The organism is Natrinema salaciae, assembly GCF_900110865.1.
GTDB classification, from domain to species: domain Archaea; phylum Halobacteriota; class Halobacteria; order Halobacteriales; family Natrialbaceae; genus Natrinema; species Natrinema salaciae.
Genome location: NZ_FOFD01000007.1, coordinates 224,441 through 240,197, shown reverse-complemented (window position 1 = coordinate 240,197; position 15,757 = coordinate 224,441). Strand labels below are relative to the sequence as shown.

22 protein-coding genes are annotated in these 15,757 nt (G+C 68.4%); 9 read left to right on the top strand and 13 right to left on the bottom strand.

Annotation, left to right across the window (positions count from 1 at the left end):
• The first annotated feature begins 43 nt into the window (after positions 1–43).
• Positions 44–634 (top strand): YIP1 family protein, encoded by a 591-nt coding sequence (locus BMX07_RS21110; protein WP_090622000.1) that lies wholly within the window; start codon positions 44–46, stop codon positions 632–634.
• A 208-nt stretch (positions 635–842) separates the two neighbouring features.
• Here the strand turns inward: BMX07_RS21110 and BMX07_RS21105 are convergent, their stop codons facing one another.
• Positions 843–1,229 carry an ArsR/SmtB family transcription factor gene (locus BMX07_RS21105; RefSeq protein WP_090621997.1) on the bottom strand — a complete coding sequence of 129 codons (387 nt, stop codon included), beginning with the start codon at positions 1,227–1,229 and terminating at the stop codon, positions 843–845.
• 67 nt (positions 1,230–1,296) lie between these two features.
• On the opposite strand from BMX07_RS21105, the gene BMX07_RS24760 reads away from it, so the two are divergent.
• The 3 genes from BMX07_RS24760 to BMX07_RS21095 all read left to right on the top strand — a co-directional run bounded on the left by BMX07_RS24760 (position 1,297) and on the right by BMX07_RS21095 (position 2,429).
• Positions 1,297–1,470, top strand: coding sequence for a hypothetical protein (locus BMX07_RS24760; RefSeq protein WP_175480232.1), 174 nt, complete (start codon positions 1,297–1,299; stop codon positions 1,468–1,470).
• 3 nt (positions 1,471–1,473) lie between these two features.
• Entirely contained in the window at positions 1,474–2,133 is a 660-nt protein-coding gene (locus BMX07_RS21100) for a helix-turn-helix domain-containing protein (protein WP_090621994.1), read from the top strand.
• Positions 2,134–2,279: 146 nt separating this feature from the next.
• Positions 2,280–2,429, top strand: a complete 150-nt coding sequence (locus BMX07_RS21095) for a DUF7560 family zinc ribbon protein (protein ID WP_090621991.1) — start codon at positions 2,280–2,282, stop codon at positions 2,427–2,429.
• A 47-nt stretch (positions 2,430–2,476) separates the two neighbouring features.
• Here BMX07_RS21095 and BMX07_RS21090 read toward each other — a convergent pair whose 3' ends face one another.
• The 12 genes from BMX07_RS21090 to BMX07_RS21040 form a co-directional block, all read right to left on the bottom strand.
• Positions 2,477–2,929, bottom strand: a complete 453-nt coding sequence (locus BMX07_RS21090) for a pyridoxamine 5'-phosphate oxidase family protein (protein ID WP_090621988.1) — start codon at positions 2,927–2,929, stop codon at positions 2,477–2,479.
• A gap of 96 nt (positions 2,930–3,025) precedes the next feature.
• Positions 3,026–3,436 carry a DUF8048 family protein gene (locus BMX07_RS21085; RefSeq protein WP_090621985.1) on the bottom strand — a complete coding sequence of 137 codons (411 nt, stop codon included), beginning with the start codon at positions 3,434–3,436 and terminating at the stop codon, positions 3,026–3,028.
• On the bottom strand, positions 3,437–3,697 hold the full coding sequence (locus BMX07_RS21080; protein WP_090621982.1) for a MoaD-like domain-containing protein: 261 nt from the start codon (positions 3,695–3,697) through the stop codon (positions 3,437–3,439). It lies immediately after the preceding gene.
• Between the two features lie 60 nt (positions 3,698–3,757).
• Positions 3,758–4,078, bottom strand: a complete 321-nt coding sequence (locus BMX07_RS21075) for an AzlD family protein (RefSeq protein ID WP_090621979.1) — start codon at positions 4,076–4,078, stop codon at positions 3,758–3,760.
• The gene (locus tag BMX07_RS21070; RefSeq protein WP_090621976.1) at positions 4,068–4,862 is read right to left on the bottom strand and encodes an AzlC family ABC transporter permease; all 795 of its coding nucleotides are present in this window, start codon (positions 4,860–4,862) and stop codon (positions 4,068–4,070) included. The genes BMX07_RS21075 and BMX07_RS21070 overlap by 11 nt, the downstream gene beginning before the upstream one ends.
• A 90-nt stretch (positions 4,863–4,952) precedes the next feature.
• Positions 4,953–5,162, bottom strand: coding sequence for a hypothetical protein (locus tag BMX07_RS21065; RefSeq protein WP_090621974.1), 210 nt, complete (start codon positions 5,160–5,162; stop codon positions 4,953–4,955).
• Positions 5,163–5,238: 76 nt separating this feature from the next.
• The gene (locus BMX07_RS21060) at positions 5,239–5,517 is read right to left on the bottom strand and encodes a ubiquitin-like small modifier protein 1 (RefSeq protein WP_090621972.1); all 279 of its coding nucleotides are present in this window, start codon (positions 5,515–5,517) and stop codon (positions 5,239–5,241) included.
• Positions 5,518–5,610: 93 nt separating this feature from the next.
• Positions 5,611–5,961, bottom strand: a complete 351-nt coding sequence (locus tag BMX07_RS23970; protein WP_139210975.1) for a hypothetical protein — start codon at positions 5,959–5,961, stop codon at positions 5,611–5,613.
• Positions 5,962–6,056: 95 nt separating this feature from the next.
• Positions 6,057–7,166 carry a glycosyltransferase gene (locus BMX07_RS21055; RefSeq protein WP_139210974.1) on the bottom strand — a complete coding sequence of 370 codons (1,110 nt, stop codon included), beginning with the start codon at positions 7,164–7,166 and terminating at the stop codon, positions 6,057–6,059.
• Positions 7,167–7,230: 64 nt separating this feature from the next.
• Positions 7,231–7,707, bottom strand: a complete 477-nt coding sequence (locus tag BMX07_RS21050; RefSeq protein WP_090621969.1) for a hypothetical protein — start codon at positions 7,705–7,707, stop codon at positions 7,231–7,233.
• Positions 7,708–7,877: 170 nt separating this feature from the next.
• Positions 7,878–8,264 (bottom strand): DUF7971 family protein, encoded by a 387-nt coding sequence (locus BMX07_RS21045; protein ID WP_090622153.1) that lies wholly within the window; start codon positions 8,262–8,264, stop codon positions 7,878–7,880.
• Positions 8,265–8,350: 86 nt separating this feature from the next.
• Positions 8,351–9,211, bottom strand: a complete 861-nt coding sequence (locus BMX07_RS21040; RefSeq protein WP_090621967.1) for a GNAT family N-acetyltransferase — start codon at positions 9,209–9,211, stop codon at positions 8,351–8,353.
• A gap of 1,186 nt (positions 9,212–10,397) precedes the next feature.
• Here BMX07_RS21040 and BMX07_RS21030 point away from each other — a divergent pair.
• The 5 genes from BMX07_RS21030 (at position 10,398) to BMX07_RS21010 (ending at position 15,753) form a co-directional block, all read left to right on the top strand.
• Complete coding sequence (locus tag BMX07_RS21030; protein WP_090621961.1) at positions 10,398–11,426, top strand: Cdc6/Cdc18 family protein; 1,029 nt, start codon at positions 10,398–10,400, stop codon at positions 11,424–11,426.
• Positions 11,427–11,525: 99 nt separating this feature from the next.
• A complete protein-coding gene (locus BMX07_RS21025) occupies positions 11,526–12,386 on the top strand; it encodes a VOC family protein (RefSeq protein ID WP_090621959.1) in 861 nt (286 codons plus the stop codon).
• A 147-nt stretch (positions 12,387–12,533) separates the two neighbouring features.
• Complete coding sequence (locus BMX07_RS21020; RefSeq protein ID WP_090621956.1) at positions 12,534–13,211, top strand: hypothetical protein; 678 nt, start codon at positions 12,534–12,536, stop codon at positions 13,209–13,211.
• Entirely contained in the window at positions 13,211–13,555 is a 345-nt protein-coding gene (locus BMX07_RS21015) for a DUF8156 family protein (RefSeq protein ID WP_245742182.1), read from the top strand. The genes BMX07_RS21020 and BMX07_RS21015 overlap by 1 nt, the downstream gene beginning before the upstream one ends.
• Complete coding sequence (locus BMX07_RS21010; protein WP_090621953.1) at positions 13,552–15,753, top strand: type B DNA-directed DNA polymerase; 2,202 nt, start codon at positions 13,552–13,554, stop codon at positions 15,751–15,753. Before BMX07_RS21015 ends, BMX07_RS21010 begins: the two co-directional genes overlap by 4 nt.
• The last annotated feature ends 4 nt before the right edge of the window (positions 15,754–15,757 follow it).

Below are 15,757 nucleotides of genomic sequence, written 5' to 3'. Positions count from 1 at the left end.
CAGATTCCGTTAAATTATTGTAATCCTACCCAAGTCTGGTTGTATGAGTCTGCTGAATCAATGGAAGGGGGTAAACGGATACATGATCAAGGATCCGGGAACGTTCTTCTCGGAGTACGACGAGACACACGGAGCGGGCTATCCGCTCGCCTTCATGTTCCTCTCGTTTCTCGCCACTATGGTGCCGCTGGCGGCGCTCATGGTGGTCTTCAACATCACGTCGCCCGAGGATGCGGTGATCGGCGTCGTCGTTGCGTTGTTTTTCGCCGTCGTCTCCTGGGTGCTCGGGGTTATCGAGGCCCTGCTCGTCCACATCATCGCCTCCCTGTTCGGCGGCAGGGGCGTGGCCGTGACGCTCGAGGCGTACGCCTTCCCGACGCTCATCCGGAGCGGCCTGTGGTGGCTCCCGGTTATCGGCTGGATTCCCGCACTATACGGCTGGTACCTTCAGATCAGGGGGCTGGCCGCGTTCCACGATATTTCGACCGGGAAGGCCTTCGTGGCCGCGCTGTTCCCGCTCCTGTTGTACATCGCGTCCATCGTCGTCCTCGCCGCCGTGATCGCCGCCTTCGTCCTCGATCTCGGTAATCCGCCCGAGACGCAGCCGGCGATGCTCCTGCTCGAGCTCGCCTAGCCGACGGCAGCCATCGCTGGTCGGAATCGAGTAGTATCGCTCGAGAAAATCGAACTCGTCGCGTCCCGTTCGATGACGGAACGGACGGCGTCCGCGTGGACCGCTCGAGAACTCGCGTCGGGCCGTCGGACGGTCGGTTGCAAGTCGGTTGCGGTGCGCCCGTGACCCGTTTCGCAGGTACGCCGGTACTCAGTTACGGACGACCGTCTCAGTCGTCGGCGACGGCGTAGGTGGCGCTCGAGTCGATTTCGCCGTCCGGTTTCGTCATCTCGATTTCGATCCCGCCGCCGGCGACGGAGACGAGCACGTCGTCGAAGCTCTTGCGATACTCGGTCGCGTGTTTGCCGGAGGTGTTGATCCGGACCCGTTCCTCGACTAGCTCCGCCTTGGTCAGCATCTCGACCTTTCGATAGGCCGTCGACATCGGGATGTTGCACCGCTCGGAGAGTTCGGTCGCGGTCAGGGGCTCCTCGGTCGTCGCCTCAAGGATGGCTCGACAGGCGTCGTCGTCCAGCGCGGCGAGCACGGCCTGCGGGTCGATCGGGTCGTCGCGCTGCCAGCCTCGTTTTCGGGCGTCGGAGTTCGTAGCGGACATCTGTTACACCTCATACTACCGACCCAACTCCCTCCAAATGAGTCCCAATAAATACAGGGCCCTTTATATGGGGTCCCAAAATGTCGGTCGCGAGCCGATCCTCGAGGCGCGAACGGGCGGTGCGCTCGTCGCGACCGTCTCGCGGGACCGCGTCTCGAGTACTGGCACCGCCGTGATCGCCGCACGGTCCGATCCCCAGCCGCAGACACAGGGTTTAGGAGGCCCGCCACCCCAGCAGTGAGTAATGTCTTCGGGGATCCGCGCGGAGGTGAAGATCGACGACCCGCCCGACTGTGTCGTCGCGCAGGCCTCGGCCGAGACGAGTGGCCGGGTCGACTCCGTCTCGAGGGGCGCCAACCCGTCCGCGCCCGAGCGCGTGACCGAGGAGTTCATGCTCAAGGCCGAGCGCTATCCCGACGCGTTCGACGTCGACGCGGAGCTGTCGTCGATCTTCTCGTACGGCTCGAGTTCGGTCTACCGGTTCGAGCGCGAACTCGGCCGTGGCTGCCCCTGCGAGTGTATCGAGAAGCACGACTGTCCGGTCGTCGACATCCGCACGCAGGGTGCGTCGCTGTACCTGACCTTCCACGCGCCGGATATGGAGGGGTTACAGGCCATCATCGGCGAGTTGCGCGACCGGTATGCGACGCTCGACGTCCAGCGGCTGCTCCAGTCCCAGCAGGACCACGAGGAACGAAACCTCGTCTTCGTCGATCGGAGCACGCTGACCGATCGCCAGACGGAGGTCCTCGAGACGGCCCATCGAATGGGCTACTTCGAACACCCGAAACGGGCCAACGCCGGCGAGGTCGCCGCGGAACTCGAGATCACCGGGTCGACGTTCACCGAACACCTCGCGGCAGCCCAGACGAAACTGCTGGACGCGATTCTCGAACATCGTTGACTTGCGCCCGAACGGGAGAGCGATGACTCGAGCCTCAAGAACGTATCGGGTCCTACAGACCGACGGTACTGAACCGCAATCCTATATATACTGGACGTACAGCTATACGGTAGACAATCGAAATTTCGCACGACTCACCACCTGATATGAGTAGATACGAGTTTACGTGCCCGGAATGCGGGCAGGAGATCGAGGTCAACGAATCGATGCGTGAGGCCACGTTAACCCACGGCTGCCCGGTCTGTGGCGCGTCGGTCGCGCCGTCGAATTTTGTCGCGGAACAGCAGACGAACTGAATCCGGCCCCTCGCCATCGCGTCCGCCGTCGGCCCGATCGTCCGTTCTTACTTCTCGCGATCGATCTCGGTTCGCCGGCCGGCGAGCGTCGCCGGCGTGAGACGGTAGAGTTCGATGTTCAGCGTGTCCTTCCCTTCCGCCCAGATCTCGAACAGCGGTCGTTTCGCCTCACCGTACTGGGCGATCTGTTCCGGCGTCAGCGCCGCGGGCTCGATGGTCTCGAGGTCACCCGTGGCGATGACGCTCTGGTAGGTCGAGTCCGCTTCGTCGTAGACGACGAGTCGCGCGGCGGGCGCGGACTCGAGGAACTGCCGCTTTTCGCTCTCGGGCGTCGATACCATCCGCATGTAGAACGCCTGATCTGCCTCGTCGTAGCCGTACGAGATCGGAATCGCGTAGGGTTCGTCCGAGCGCGCGAGCGACAGCACCCCCGTCTCGTGACGACTGAGGAAGTCGTCGATCTCCGCGTCGGTCATCTCGGTCTCCTGGTCGATTGCCATCGTCTCAGTGGTTTGCCAAAGGTGAAAGACGATCTTTATAGTTGCCATCCACCGCGAGAGGGACGGCGATGCGACCGCGAGACGGATCGTCGGTCGCTACCGGTCCGCCGGCCCGAGATCGCCCTCGTCGTCACCGGCGGCTTCGGCCCCGTCCGTCCCGACGACGACCGGTTCTCGGATCTCGAGCGCCGTCTCGAACTCGGCTTCGCGGTCCGTTCGTCGGCCGATCCGCACCAGTTGCTCCTCGTGCGCGCGGCGGATCGCCGACAGTTCGCGGTCGGTCACGCCGAGTCGCTCGCCGAGTTCCTCCCAGTGACCCCAGTCGACGAGGAACACCTCGAGGTCGTCGTCGGCGTAGAGGCGCTCGTACTCCCGGCGGTACCGCTCGAGGGCCGGCCCCAGGATCGCCTGTGCGCGCTCGATCAGATCGGGGAGCCGGGTTCCCGGAACGCTCGCCTTGGCGGCCGTGAGCACCAGCACCTGCCCCTCGATCGGTTCGCCCGCCATTCACCCACCCGCGCGCATCGCCTTCTGTGCGAACTGCTCGACGAGCGGGTCGAGGGTCTCTGCCTCGCCCTCGAAGACGATCGTCACCTCGGTCAGTGTCAGCGAGGGGCCGATCCCGACCGTCTCCGAGGAGAGCGTGGCCGTCCAGTCGTCGCCCTCGACGGTCTCCTCGTCGACCTGTTCGCCGCCCAGATTCGTCAGATAGCGGATCACGAGCCGTTCGGAGATGCCGCGAAAGGAGCGCTCGAGACGCGTTGCCATACCGCTGGTTCGACGGCCGGACGGATAAATTCGCGTTCGCCGGTAACCGCGGAAGCGAAGCTACAGGTGTGCCCGAAACAGGACGACGGTTCCCACTCCGCCACACAGCGAGAGCAGAATGCTTTCCGTTCGCCACATGATCAGCAGGACGACGCCGGCCGCGCCCCACTCCGCCGGCCCGCCGGCCGCCAGTTCGGGCCCGAGGATGGCGATCACGATCGCGCCCGGCAGGACGGACAGTCCGGCCTCGAGTCGCTCGCTCACCTCGATCCGGCGCAGGAGCCAGAGGCCGCCGATTTTCGTGAGGGCGGTCACGAGCGTCATCGCGAGGATGACGCCGACCACGAGCGGGTCGAGCGCCAGCGCTCCCTCACCGACCATGGCGGATCACCTCCACCGCGGCGGCCGCGGACCCGCCCAGCAGGATGTACCACTGGCCCGGAACGAGTTCCGCGGCGGCGACGGCGGTCGCGAGCGCGACGAGCCACGGCACGAGTGTCGAGCGTCCCTCCCAGAGTTCGGCAGCGAGCGCGACGAAGACCGCCGCGAGGACGAAGTCGATGCCGTACTGAGCCGGGTCGCCGATCGAACCGCCGGCGGCCGCCCCGACGACCGTCGACGCGACCCAGAAGACCCAGATCGCGATCCCGGTGCCGAGGAGGAACGCACCGCGACGGCTCCCGGACTTGAGCTCGCGCATCGTCAACGCCCAGTTCTCGTCGGCCATGAGCAGGAGGCTCCCGTAACTCCGGATCGGCGAGAGTCGCTCGAGCCACGGTCCCAACGCCGCGCCCATCAGCGAGTAGCGCAGGTTGATCGCCAGCGTCGTGAGGACGATCGTCGCGACGGGGAGCGGCTCCGCCCAGAGCTCGACGGCGACGATCTGAGCGGCACCGGCGATGACGGTCGCGCTCATCAGCGCCGCCTCGGCGACGCTCAGCCCGGCCCGACGAGCGAGCATCCCGAAGGCGATCCCGTACCCGCCGACGCCGAGCGCCACGGGAACGCAGGTGAGGAAGCCGGCGCGGACCCCGTCCCAACCGAACGTGATCGGCGCGCGTCCGTCGGCGTCGGGGATCGGCGTCTCGTCGGCCGGCCCGTCCGCCGTCCGGTCGGTGTTCCCGGTGGGGCTCCGATCGGCGTCACCCCCGTCGATTTCGGTCACGTTCGTCTCGAGTCGAACGACGCGTAAAGCGTTCTCGAAGTCTGCCGCAGCCGCGGGCTCGACTGACTCGCTCGCGTCTGCGGGGGCCGATCACGCTCCGTAGAGAAGCAGCGCCAGCCCGACGATCCCCACTGCGAGGCCGTACCACAGGCCGCTGACGGCCGCGAGGGCGATTCCGAGCAGCACGAATACGACGCCGACGAACAGACAGATCCGCTGTACCGGCGTTCGATCGTCGTTCCGATCGATGAGCCAGTCGACCCCGAGTTCGAACGGAACGAGAAGGAGATCATCGAGCATAGAGACTGCTTGCGATCCTGTCGGTAAAAAAGATAGTGGGTGTCCCCGCACCGTTCGACTGGCCGTCGACACACCGTTATCCGCCGGCGACCGGCGGGAAGACCGATACCACGTCGCCCGCCTCGAGGGACGTGTCGACACCCGCCATGTGCACCACGTTACGGCCGTTTTTCAGGACGCTCAGCTGCGGTCGGATCGTCCCGTCCTCGAGCAACCGTCCGTCGAGTTCGTCGTACTCGGCCTCGAGGGCGGTGAGAACGTCGCCGACGGTCGCGTCGTCGTCGACCGTGCGCGTTCGCTCTTTCTCCCCGACGGCTTCCCGGTACGTGGCGAAGAACCGGAGATCGATTTCCATACCGTCCAATCGGCTTCGGGCGACATAAGTCCGGCCGATAGGCCGCCCGCTATTGCGGGCCGAGCGGCGGCCGACCGGCGTGAGCGTATCGTCTCAGGCCGCCGACGCCGCAGGCGAGGACGTGTACGAGACGGACTCGACGCCGGCGGCGTCGAGCGCGTCGTCGATCGCGGCCGCGCCGATTTCGGCCGCCTCGTCGGCGCTCTCGGCCTCGACGGTCACCGTCACCGCGAACTCGAGCGCGATCGTATACGGATCGAAGGGTGCAGTCGGGTGCTCGTAGATGTCCGCGTCCGTGATGTCCCAGTCGGTGATCGCCCCGTCGGCCGCGGGGGACTCGAGAGTCTCGGCAAGCATCGTCGTTGCCTCGTCGCAGGCGGTCGTGTCGGATCCGCCGTGAAGGGTGACGAGCGTCGTTCCTGCACGGGAGACAGCGAACTCCATACCGTCTCTACCCAGTCCCGGAATTTGAACGCTTGGGCTGGAACGTGCGCCGCACAGTCGTGTGGATCGCATCGGTGGCTCGACCTGGCGTCTCGTCACGGACCGAGCGCGTCGTACACGCCCGCCAGTTGCTCGAGCGAGTGTTCGACCGAGAGCATCGCCCGACGTCTGCGACAGAGATCCGAGAGCCGATCGGCTTCGGCGAGCGTGCGACGAATCGCCCGGCGAAACGAGTCGAGGTCGCCGAGAGCGTACCGGTAGCCGGTCTCTCCCTCGATCACGCTGTCGGTGAGTGCGCCCGCGTCGACGGCGACCACGGGCGTCCCGCAGGCCGTGGCCTCGAGCGCGACCAGTCCCTGGGTCTCGACCGGGCTCGGGAAGACGAAGGCGTCGAGCGCCGAGTAAAACGCCGGGAGGTCCGGGCGGTCGAGAAACCCCAGGAAGCGAACGTCGGCGTCCGTCGCCGTGGCGCGCTCCTCGAGCGCCTCGCGGTCGGGGCCATCACCGGCCAGAACGAGCGTCCAGTCGGTTCCAGCGACGGCGTCGATCGCTTCCGCGAGGTTCTTCTCGGGGCCGTGTCTGCCCGTGTAGCCGAGCAGCGGGCCGTCGGGCAGATCGTAACGGTCGCGAAAGGCCGTCGAGTCGATCGGGCGAAAGAACTCGGTGTCGATACCGTTCGACACGACGGTCACGTCGACGTCCGCGCCGACGTGCTCCGTGAGGTGTCGTCGGGCGAACGACGTTGGCGCGACGACGCGGTCGACCCGATCGAAGAACGACCGTTCGTAGGCACGACAGGCGTGTTCGACGCCGTCGACGAGCGGCTCCGGGACCCAGTGTTCCGCCCGGTCGTCGAGGAGCGTGTGGTACGACGCGACGGCGGGAACGCCGTGTTTCCGGGCGAAACGCAGGCCCGCGACGCCGACGGTGAAGGGCGTGTGTGCGTGGACGACGTCCGGCACCTCGAGTCCGTCGGGGATCGTCGGCAGGGCGAGTCTATACTGCGGGAACAGCGGCGCGTCGACGCTCGGCAGGGCGTACTCCCCGTCTCCGGGTTCGTAGCCGTCGGTTTCGGGAAAGACGACGGGCATCGATCCGCGGTGACGTGACCAGCGGTCGCGCCAGAGGGAGACCGTATAGGTGACGCCGTTGACCGTCGGCAGGTAGAGATCGGTAAACGCGGCGACGGTCTCCGTGGTGACCATCGATCGATCATCCGTCGGCATCGATCAAATCGGTTTTGCCGGCGACGCGGTCGGCGCAGGGCGGTCACTCCGTCCGAAACGGCACGCCGTGGGCCGACAGCAGCGATCGCATCCGCTCGACGCCGCCGGTCGTATCCCACCCCTCGCCGGTGTAGTGTCTGTACGGGTGCCGAAGCCACGAGTACTCACGGTGGGCGAACACCTCGACGGCGTCGGTCCCGCCGTCGAACAGGGCGACGTGGAGCTGCCAGCTCGCGAGCGGTGACCGCCGGCGGACCCAGCTCCCGGCGGACCGTCGGCCGTCCTCGTGGACTTTCAGGGCGGCGATCGGCTCCGGCGCAAAGGCCATCGCCTCGAGATCCGCCCGGAACGCGCGGCGGTCCCGCTGGACGGTGCCGACGTACTCGTCGGGGTGTTGGATGCACTGTGCGAAGCCGCCGAGGGGTTCCTTGATCCGATGGACGGTCGGAAGTACGCGACGGCGCACGCGCGTCGTCAGGTCGAGTTCGGGTGGCTCGTCGCGGTCGTCAGTCGTCGCCACGGTGTGCCTATCGAGGACGAACGCAAAACCGTTGTGGGTTCCGTCGCGAAACCCGACGGCACGTCCGTCGCTCCCGCGGGACGGTGACCACGGCAGGGCTGCCCGATCGAGTGGGTGCCGATCGGAAACGTGGTCCGTCCGGTGCGGATCGATACGCCCGTACGGAACCGCTACAGGTCGCTCAGCCGAATTCCGTCCTCGACGAGCCGTGCGTTTCGCTCCCGATCGAGGTGCTCGCCCAGTTCGTCGTGGTCGTGGAGTTGGGCGATCACGTCAGCGTACAGCGTCCGCCACGCGATCGCGTAGATCGGGGACTGGCCCCACGCCCGCAGCTCCGGCACTAACTCGTCGTACGTCCGGTACCGTTCCTCGAATCGGTCGATCGCCTCGAGCACGCGGCCGGCGGCCTCGCGCTCGTCGTCGGACTCCTCGAGGACCCGATTGAGCTGGCTCTCCCAGCCCGCGACCGCCTTCTGCATGTCCGCGGCCACGTTCTCGTCGCCGTCGGGCAGTCGCTCGAGGATCGGTTCCGGAACGCCGAGTGAGAGTTCCTCCATGCGACTCGATATGCGATCGACTGGCAAGAAAATGTTCCCGATTCGCTCGGCCGGACTGCGGCGGGTCTTCGACGCCCGTTCGCTGATCAGGGCCACGTCGCCAGCATGATCTCGTCGACGAACTCGCCGTCGAGACAGTACTGCTCCTCGTGTTCGCCCTCGCGCTGCCAGCCGTTCGCCTCGAGGAACTCGATCGCGGCCTCGTTTGTCGCCGGCACGTTCTGGTACAGCTTCCGATACCCCGCGTCGGCGGCCCACTCGAGGCCGTACTCGAGCAACGACGAGCCGACGCCCTGTCGTCGAACGTCGGGATCGACGCCGACGGTCAGTTCGGCAGTGTGGCGAAGCGACGGGAGCGTCGGTGCGTCGATGTGGAGCCAGCCGACGACGTCGCCCGTTCCCCTCGAATCACCGCTGGGTTCGGTCGACTCGCGCTCGTCGGCAGCCTCGGTCGCCGCCTCGTCGTCGCGGACCGCGACGAAGAAGATCCGCGAGCGCTCCTCGTTGGCCCGGACCAGTGCCGACTCGCGCTCGAGTTGCGTCGCGACGTTCTCGGCGACGACGTAGGTTCCGCCGTCGGCGACCCGGCGCATCGTCTCGACGACGCCCGGTCGGTCTTCCTCGCGTGCCGGCCGGATGGTGACGACGCCGTCCTCGCACTCGAGGTCGGTGGTCGTCGCCGAGAGCGCGACCCGGAGCTTGCCGTCGACCTCGGTCAGGTAGCCGTCGGCTTGCAGCGCCTCGATACACGACCGGAGCTCGTCCGGAGCGGGCGGGACGGTTTCGGTGTAGGTCCCCGACCGGGCGGGTTTGGAGTGGGCCCGGCCGCCGTCGATCTCGATCGCCTGCGCCAGTTCGGCCGGCGTGACGGCACCGTTACGCTCGACGTACTCGTAGACGCGCCGCTGCAGATCGTCTTCGAACGACCCCCGCGGATACATGCGCATACGCACAGCCCACCGACTGCCGCCATTAGTATGCGACCCGTATCGCCCACCGGCCGTCGCCGGCCGCAGCGAAGCGACCGATTAGCTGCAGCCCCGAACCGTTTCGAGCAGCGGTGACACCCGGTCCGTCGGGCCAATATCCGCTTAGCGCCGCGGCCCGCTCCCGTCGGACGGGAGCGGCGCACCGAAACGGGATTGGTATATCGGTATGTGGTTCATTGAGTCGGTTCGACGATCGACCGACGACTCGAACCGGTCGGGACGGAAGCCGTCGATTCCCGGCGTCACCCATCCGCGGAATCACGAGCGCGTTCGGTCTCACGACGAGCACCACTCGGCCGGCCTCGCTGGCCGTCGTCCGAACCGTGACACGATGGGCCGGGAGTAACGGCTACCCGCGACGGCGACCCTCGCAACGCTGGCATTCCCCGTTCGTCCGCTCTCGTCTACGATTTCTCGGTATCTCCCATCGGGTCCGTACCCGCGGTCGGCAGTTCGGTCGCTCGAGGAGGCGCACACGGGTCGGCGAACGGTGGATTCCCTCCCGCGAACCCGGGGTGATGGCCGGTACTTGCCCCCTCGAGATGATCGCGATGGAATCACCGGTGAACGACGAGCTCGCCGTACCGGATCGGTCGATTCCTGGAGCGACGCACCCGGAGGAAGCCATCGCGGGTCCACCTCGCCGGCAGCAGACTCCGAGCCGGTCGTCCGGGCGTGACGCGTCGACTCTGTACTGGGTCGACGACGATCGACAGGTCGGCCGACGGCCACGACTGGCAATTCGAGGACCGACGGGCTGCCCTCGCGGCCGGCCGGGCTCGAGTCAGTGTGCGGCCGACCGTGGCGGTGACCGACCGCTCGAGGGGTCGGGAGCGACGCCCGAAATTCGTCGTCCAACCGACGTGTCGGCGTCCCGGTCCACGACGGTCGCCGGTGCTTCGATTCCGTTCGGGCGGGTTGCCGTGGCGTTCGCTCCGAGAACGTGCCGTTCGTCTCGTCGTCTGTGGCCCGACTGAAACCGCCTGAACGGCACAATAAACCAAATACAGCGATACTAAATCGTCGGCGACGAGCCGTCGCTGGTATCGTCGGGTTCGCGTTCGAACTCGAGTCCGGTCGCGTTTCGGAAGTTTCGGAACCGGCCCGGCGTCGTTTATTAGCGTCGAGGACGAACCGGTCCGGTGTGATCGTCGACGGCCGCGTCCTGCGCGAGGATTTCGTCCCCGGCGAGGTGGTCCACCGCCACGACGAGGTGAACCTCCTCTCGGAGAGCCTCGAGCCGCTGCTGTACGAGGGGCGGCCGGACCCGGCCTTCCTGTTCGGGCCGACCGGGGTCGGGAAGACCTGCATCGCCCGGTACACGCTCGGCCAGCTGCGCGAACAGGAGCCGACGGTTCGCGTCGCGTACGTGAACTGCTGGCAGGAGTACACGCGGTTTCGCGTGCTCTACAGCGTTCTCGAGGCGGTCGATCGGACGGTCGACGTCCACCGGTCGACGCCGAAAGACGAGCTGTTCGAGCGGCTCTCCCGGGCTGACGGGGGGCCGATCGTCGTCATTCTGGACGAGGTCGACCAGCTGGAGGAGACGGCCGCGCTGTACGACCTCCACCGGCTGTCACACGTCTCGCCGGTGTTGATCGCCAATCGCGAGGAGGAGCTGTTCGCCAGCTTCGACGACCGGGTACGCTCGCGGCTCCACGCCGGCACCCGCGTCCGGTTCGACCGCTACGGCACCGACGAGCTCGCGGCGATCCTCGCCGAGCGCGCGTCGAAGGCCCTCGAGCCGGGCGTCGTGACCGACTCGCAGCTGCGGACGATCGCCGACGCCGCGTCGGGGGACGCCCGCGTGGGCATCGGCATCCTCCGGTCGGCCGCCCGCCGCGCGGAGCGAGAGGGGCTGGGTGCGATCACCGACAGCGCGCTCGAGGCGGCGATTCCGGACGCGCGGACGGCGATCCGTCGGAAGACCGTCGAGGGGCTGATCGAACACCAGCGGGTGCTGTACGACGTGATCGCCGACGCCGGCGAGATCGAGCCGGGGGACCTCTACGCGGAGTACGAGCGCCGGGTCGAGGAGCCGAAGACGAACCGCACGCTGCGCAACTACCTGACGAAGATGGTCCACTACGACCTGATCGAGGCCGTCGGCGAGCGTCGGGGTCGGACCTATCGGCTCGTCGACGGCGACGACGAGGCCGGCGACGACCGCTAAGCGGTCTGCGGTCTCCGACCTCCGACCACGGACCGCCGTCGGTCACGTCCCGCGCCGGCCGAAAGAGCCACTTACCCGGCTCGCCCCCATACGGGACGTATGAGCCGAGCGCCGGCGCTCCCGGACGACACTCGCCCCGGTCGGACCGCGCTTCGCGTCGCCGATTCCGCGGCGACGATCGCCTTCTATCGCGACGTCGTCGGTCTCCGCGTACTGGACCGCGACGGGGCGAGCGCGACGCTCGGGGCCGGCGAAACCCCGTTACTCGTGGCGCTCGAGGACTCGGACGCCGACCCGCGTGGGGAGCGGGAAACGGGACTCTACCACACCGCGTTCAGGGTTCCGTCGCGCGGGGCGCTCGGGGCCGCGCTCGAGCGGGTTCGCGACGGGTGGACGCTCGACGGGGCCTCCGATCACGGGATCAGCGAGGCGCTCTACTGTACGGACCCCGAGGGGAACGGCGTCGAAATCTATCGCGACCGACCACGGGGTGCGTGGCCGCGGACCGACGACGGATCCGTTCGAGCGACCGGCGGGCCGCTGGCCCTCGCCGATCTCGCGACCGCGGCGGCCGATCCGACGCCGACGGGTCCGCAACTGGTCCCCGACGGGACGACCGTCGGCCACGTCCACCTCGAGGTATCCTCGCTCGAGGCGACCCGGGAGTTCTACGCGGAGACGCTGGGACTCGACGTGACGATGTCGTACGCGCCGGGTGCGCTCTTCTTCGCGGCGGGCGACTACCACCACCACGTCGGGGCGAACGTCTGGAACGAGCGGTCGACGCCGGCGGACGGGCTGGGACTGGCGTGGTTCGAACTGGTCGTTCCGGAGCCGGCGGCGGTGGAGACCGTCCGGGAGCGACTGCGCGGGAGCGAGGCGGCAGTCGGCGACGTCGACGGCGGCATCGAGGTCGCGGACCCGGACGGGATCGCGATCCGAATCCGAGCCACGGAGTGACGGCCGCGCTCGTTTCGGAATCCCCGTCGGAAACCGAATCGGCGCTCGAGAACCGCCGTCGCGACCGGTACGGGCAGTCGAGCCTGTTTCGGAACTGTCGGAAACCGGGTTCCGTCGCTTATGGCTCGATCGCTCGAGAGATCGCCTATGCATCAGTTCGAACTCGAGCCCGGAACCACGCTGCTGAACGTGCCGTCGCCGCGATCGGAGATCGTCCACCGGCTGGTCTGTGAGCACCTGACGGCCGGAGCGGACGCCGGCGGGGCGGCCTACTGGATCGACGCGCGGGCGGCGGCGTCGACCCACGCCCTGTACGAGTGCGCGGGGAGCCGGCGAACCCTCGAGCGCCTGCGGATCGCGCGGGCGTTCACCGCGTACCAGCACCATTCGCTGGTGCGCGACGTCGCCCGGCGGGCGGAGCCGGCGACGACCCTGCTCGTCGCGCCGAACGTCGCGTCCCTCTACCGGGACGACGACCTCGCGTGCTGGGAGCGCGAGACGCTGCTGATCGCGAGTCTCGAGGTCCTCGCCGAACTGGGGCGGGTTCTGGGCTGTCCGGTTCTGCTCACGACGACCGGCGACGGCGATACCGCGGCCGATTCGGGACCGGCCGCCGACTACGCCGACACCGTCCTCGAGTGCGTTCGCACGCGCGAAGGGCTTCGGCTCGAGCGTGCAGGCGACGGGGACGCGACCGCGGGATACTGGCACGGGACCGACTGGCAGACGACGATTCCCTACTGGGTCGACATCTGCGGGGCAGTCGACGCGGTCGATCCCGTCGTCGCCGCCCACGATCGGGGTCTCCTCGAGGTGCAGGGCTGATGGGGCGAACGAACCCGACCTACCGCGACGCCCTCCGGCGGCTCGAGTCCGAGTGGGAGCCGATGCGACGGGCGCTCCGCCGGGCGCACCAGGACGACTTCGACCGGCTGTTCGACCGGGCGCGGTCGTTCGCCGACGCGGCGGGGTACGCCAATCAGCCGGACCCCGAACGAGCCCTCCTGCTGTCGCTGTTGCTCGCTCACGAGGTCGAACTGCGGCGGCTGCGCGAGGAGCGCGCGGCCCGCGAGATCGACGACGTGACCGCCGTGAGTGACGGCCGTCCCCGCCCGTCCGACGGTGGCGACCACGGGAGTGCGGGCGGCGAGGAGGATCACGCGCGATGAGTCCGTACGCGTTCGAATTCGAGGACGGGCTCGTCCGAGAGTGGTCGCTGACCGACGAGAGCGCCGAGCCGACGACCGTCGCGGACTACGCGCCGTCGCTGTTCGTCGCCGGCCCGGACGACGCGCTGGCGGACCTGCGCGAGCGCCTCGAGACGGACCCCAAAGTCACGGCGACGCGGCTCGAGCGGTGGGCGACCAGCCTCCACGAGGCCCACGCCGGCGAGCGGTCCCGCGTGCTGCGCGTCGACCTCGAGCGCGTCGGCGAGTGTCGGTCGCTGGCCCGCGACGTTCGGGGCGTCCACGAGCGCGAGAGCCACGCCCCCGGAACGTTCCGGCTGTTCGACGCGGATCTCGCGCCGGGCTTTCGGTACTGCCTCGACCGCGGGATCGATCCCACGCCGGCCCGCGAACTCCGGACGCTCCGGCTCGAACTCGACGAGGCCGCGCTGGCCGACGGCGACGTCGCGGCGCTTTCGATCGCGGGCGAGTCCGTCGACGGTGATGCGGCGCGAACGCTTCGGACGCTCCGGCGGCGACTCGAGCGGCGGGACCCGGATGTCCTCGCGGTGAGCCACGCCGCCCTCGTCCCGCTGCTCGAGCGACGGGCCGCGGCGCTGGGACTGGCAGACTGGCACCTCGGTCGGCGGCCGGGGTGGACGCAGTTGGCGAGCGAGAACACCTACGCGAGTGACGGGCGAGTGGGCCACTCGCCGGCGCGGTATCGGGTGCCGGGGCGGGCGATCGTCGACGCGTCGAACAGCTTCCTCTGGCACCAGTCGGGGCTGGCGGGGATTCGCTACATGGTCGAGCGGACCGGCCGCCCGTTGCAGGAGGCCGCGTGGGGGAGCATCGGGACGCTACTGACGTCGCGACAGGTTCGGCTCGCACGTCGGGAACGGGGCGTGCTCGCCCCGTGGAACAAGTGGGAGCCCGAGCGGTTCACCGACGTCGAGACGCTGCACGCGGCCGACCGCGGCGGGTTCACGTTCGCGCCCGTGGTCGGCTTCCACGCGGACGTCCACGAGATCGATTTCGCCTCGCTGTATCCGCGGCTCATCTGCGAACGAAACGTGAGTCCGGAGACGGTCGGCTGCGACTGCGACTCGGGCGACGGAACGGGCGAGGACGCCGTCGGCAGCCGCCGCGTCCCCGAACTCGAGTACGAGATTTGCGACGCCGACGGGTTCCTCCCGGCCGTCCTCGAGCCGCTGATCGCCGATCGCGCGGCCATCAAACGCCGACTCGAGGCCGATCCGCCCGAACCGGCGGCCGCCCGGCTCCGTGCCGAGTCGGGCGCGATCAAGTGGGTGCTCGTTTCCTCGTTCGGGTACCAGGGATATCGCAACGCCACGTTCGGCCGAATCGAGTGCCACGAGGCGATCAACGCCTACGCTCGCGAGATCGCCCTGACGGCCAAACGCCGGCTCGAGGACGCGGGGTGGCGGATCGTCCACGGGATCGTCGACAGCCTCTGGGTGACGCCGCGGGTCGACGAGCCGGAGCCGCTCGCGGACGTGATCGGTGAGGTTTCCGAGGCCGTCGGCGTTCCGCTCGAGCACGACGGCAGCTACGAGTGGGTGTGTTTCGTCCCGTTGCGGGACGCCGTCGGCAGCGCTGTCGCCGACACGAATCCGGCGGGAGCGACCGCATCGGCGGGCGCGCTCACGAAGTACTTCGGCAAGCGCGCCGACGGCGGGTACACGTTCCGCGGCATCGAACTGCGCCAGCGGCAGACGCCGGCGTTCGTCGCGGACAGCCAGCGCGCGTTCGTCGAGGCGCTCGACCGCGAGCGCGATCCCGAGGCCGTCTGCGACGTCCTCGGCCGGCGACTGACCGACCTCCGATCGGGGGCGGTCGAGCCGACCGCCCTCGCGATCACGAAACGCGTCTCGAAGCCCCTCGGAGCGTACTACCAGCGGACGCACACGACGGCGGCGCTCCGGCGATACGAGCGCCGAGGGATCGACCGCCATCCCGGACAGTCGGTGGAGTACGTCGTCGTCGACGACGACGCCCGCGGCCCCGAGCGCGTCCGACTCCTGCTCGAGGAGCCACGCGGGTACGACGCCGACTACTACGCGACGCTGCTCGTCCGCGCCTGCGAGAGCGTCGTGTCGCCGCTGGGCTGGGATCGCGCACGGATTCGGCGGTCGCTGCGCGACGGACGGACGGTTCGGCTGTCGACGTTCACCGACTGACGGC

What these genes read in the sequence shown, in the direction of transcription:
- BMX07_RS21110 (WP_090622000.1), top strand. Translation starts at nt 44, where the DNA reads ATGAGTCTGCTGAATCAATGGAAGGGGGTAAACGGATACATGATCAAG.
- BMX07_RS21105 (WP_090621997.1), bottom strand. Translation starts at nt 1,229, where the DNA reads ATGTCCGCTACGAACTCCGACGCCCGAAAACGAGGCTGGCAGCGCGAC.
- BMX07_RS24760 (WP_175480232.1), top strand. Translation starts at nt 1,297, where the DNA reads ATGGGGTCCCAAAATGTCGGTCGCGAGCCGATCCTCGAGGCGCGAACG.
- BMX07_RS21100 (WP_090621994.1), top strand. Translation starts at nt 1,474, where the DNA reads ATGTCTTCGGGGATCCGCGCGGAGGTGAAGATCGACGACCCGCCCGAC.
- BMX07_RS21095 (WP_090621991.1), top strand. Translation starts at nt 2,280, where the DNA reads ATGAGTAGATACGAGTTTACGTGCCCGGAATGCGGGCAGGAGATCGAG.
- BMX07_RS21090 (WP_090621988.1), bottom strand. Translation starts at nt 2,929, where the DNA reads ATGGCAATCGACCAGGAGACCGAGATGACCGACGCGGAGATCGACGAC.
- BMX07_RS21085 (WP_090621985.1), bottom strand. Translation starts at nt 3,436, where the DNA reads ATGGCGGGCGAACCGATCGAGGGGCAGGTGCTGGTGCTCACGGCCGCC.
- BMX07_RS21080 (WP_090621982.1), bottom strand. Translation starts at nt 3,697, where the DNA reads ATGGCAACGCGTCTCGAGCGCTCCTTTCGCGGCATCTCCGAACGGCTC.
- BMX07_RS21075 (WP_090621979.1), bottom strand. Translation starts at nt 4,078, where the DNA reads ATGGTCGGTGAGGGAGCGCTGGCGCTCGACCCGCTCGTGGTCGGCGTC.
- BMX07_RS21065 (WP_090621974.1), bottom strand. Translation starts at nt 5,162, where the DNA reads ATGCTCGATGATCTCCTTCTCGTTCCGTTCGAACTCGGGGTCGACTGG.
- BMX07_RS21060 (WP_090621972.1), bottom strand. Translation starts at nt 5,517, where the DNA reads ATGGAAATCGATCTCCGGTTCTTCGCCACGTACCGGGAAGCCGTCGGG.
- BMX07_RS23970 (WP_139210975.1), bottom strand. Translation starts at nt 5,961, where the DNA reads ATGGAGTTCGCTGTCTCCCGTGCAGGAACGACGCTCGTCACCCTTCAC.
- BMX07_RS21055 (WP_139210974.1), bottom strand. Translation starts at nt 7,166, where the DNA reads ATGGTCACCACGGAGACCGTCGCCGCGTTTACCGATCTCTACCTGCCG.
- BMX07_RS21045 (WP_090622153.1), bottom strand. Translation starts at nt 8,264, where the DNA reads ATGGAGGAACTCTCACTCGGCGTTCCGGAACCGATCCTCGAGCGACTG.
- BMX07_RS21040 (WP_090621967.1), bottom strand. Translation starts at nt 9,211, where the DNA reads ATGCGCATGTATCCGCGGGGGTCGTTCGAAGACGATCTGCAGCGGCGC.
- BMX07_RS21025 (WP_090621959.1), top strand. Translation starts at nt 11,526, where the DNA reads ATGAGCCGAGCGCCGGCGCTCCCGGACGACACTCGCCCCGGTCGGACC.
- BMX07_RS21020 (WP_090621956.1), top strand. Translation starts at nt 12,534, where the DNA reads ATGCATCAGTTCGAACTCGAGCCCGGAACCACGCTGCTGAACGTGCCG.
- BMX07_RS21015 (WP_245742182.1), top strand. Translation starts at nt 13,211, where the DNA reads ATGGGGCGAACGAACCCGACCTACCGCGACGCCCTCCGGCGGCTCGAG.
- BMX07_RS21010 (WP_090621953.1), top strand. Translation starts at nt 13,552, where the DNA reads ATGAGTCCGTACGCGTTCGAATTCGAGGACGGGCTCGTCCGAGAGTGG.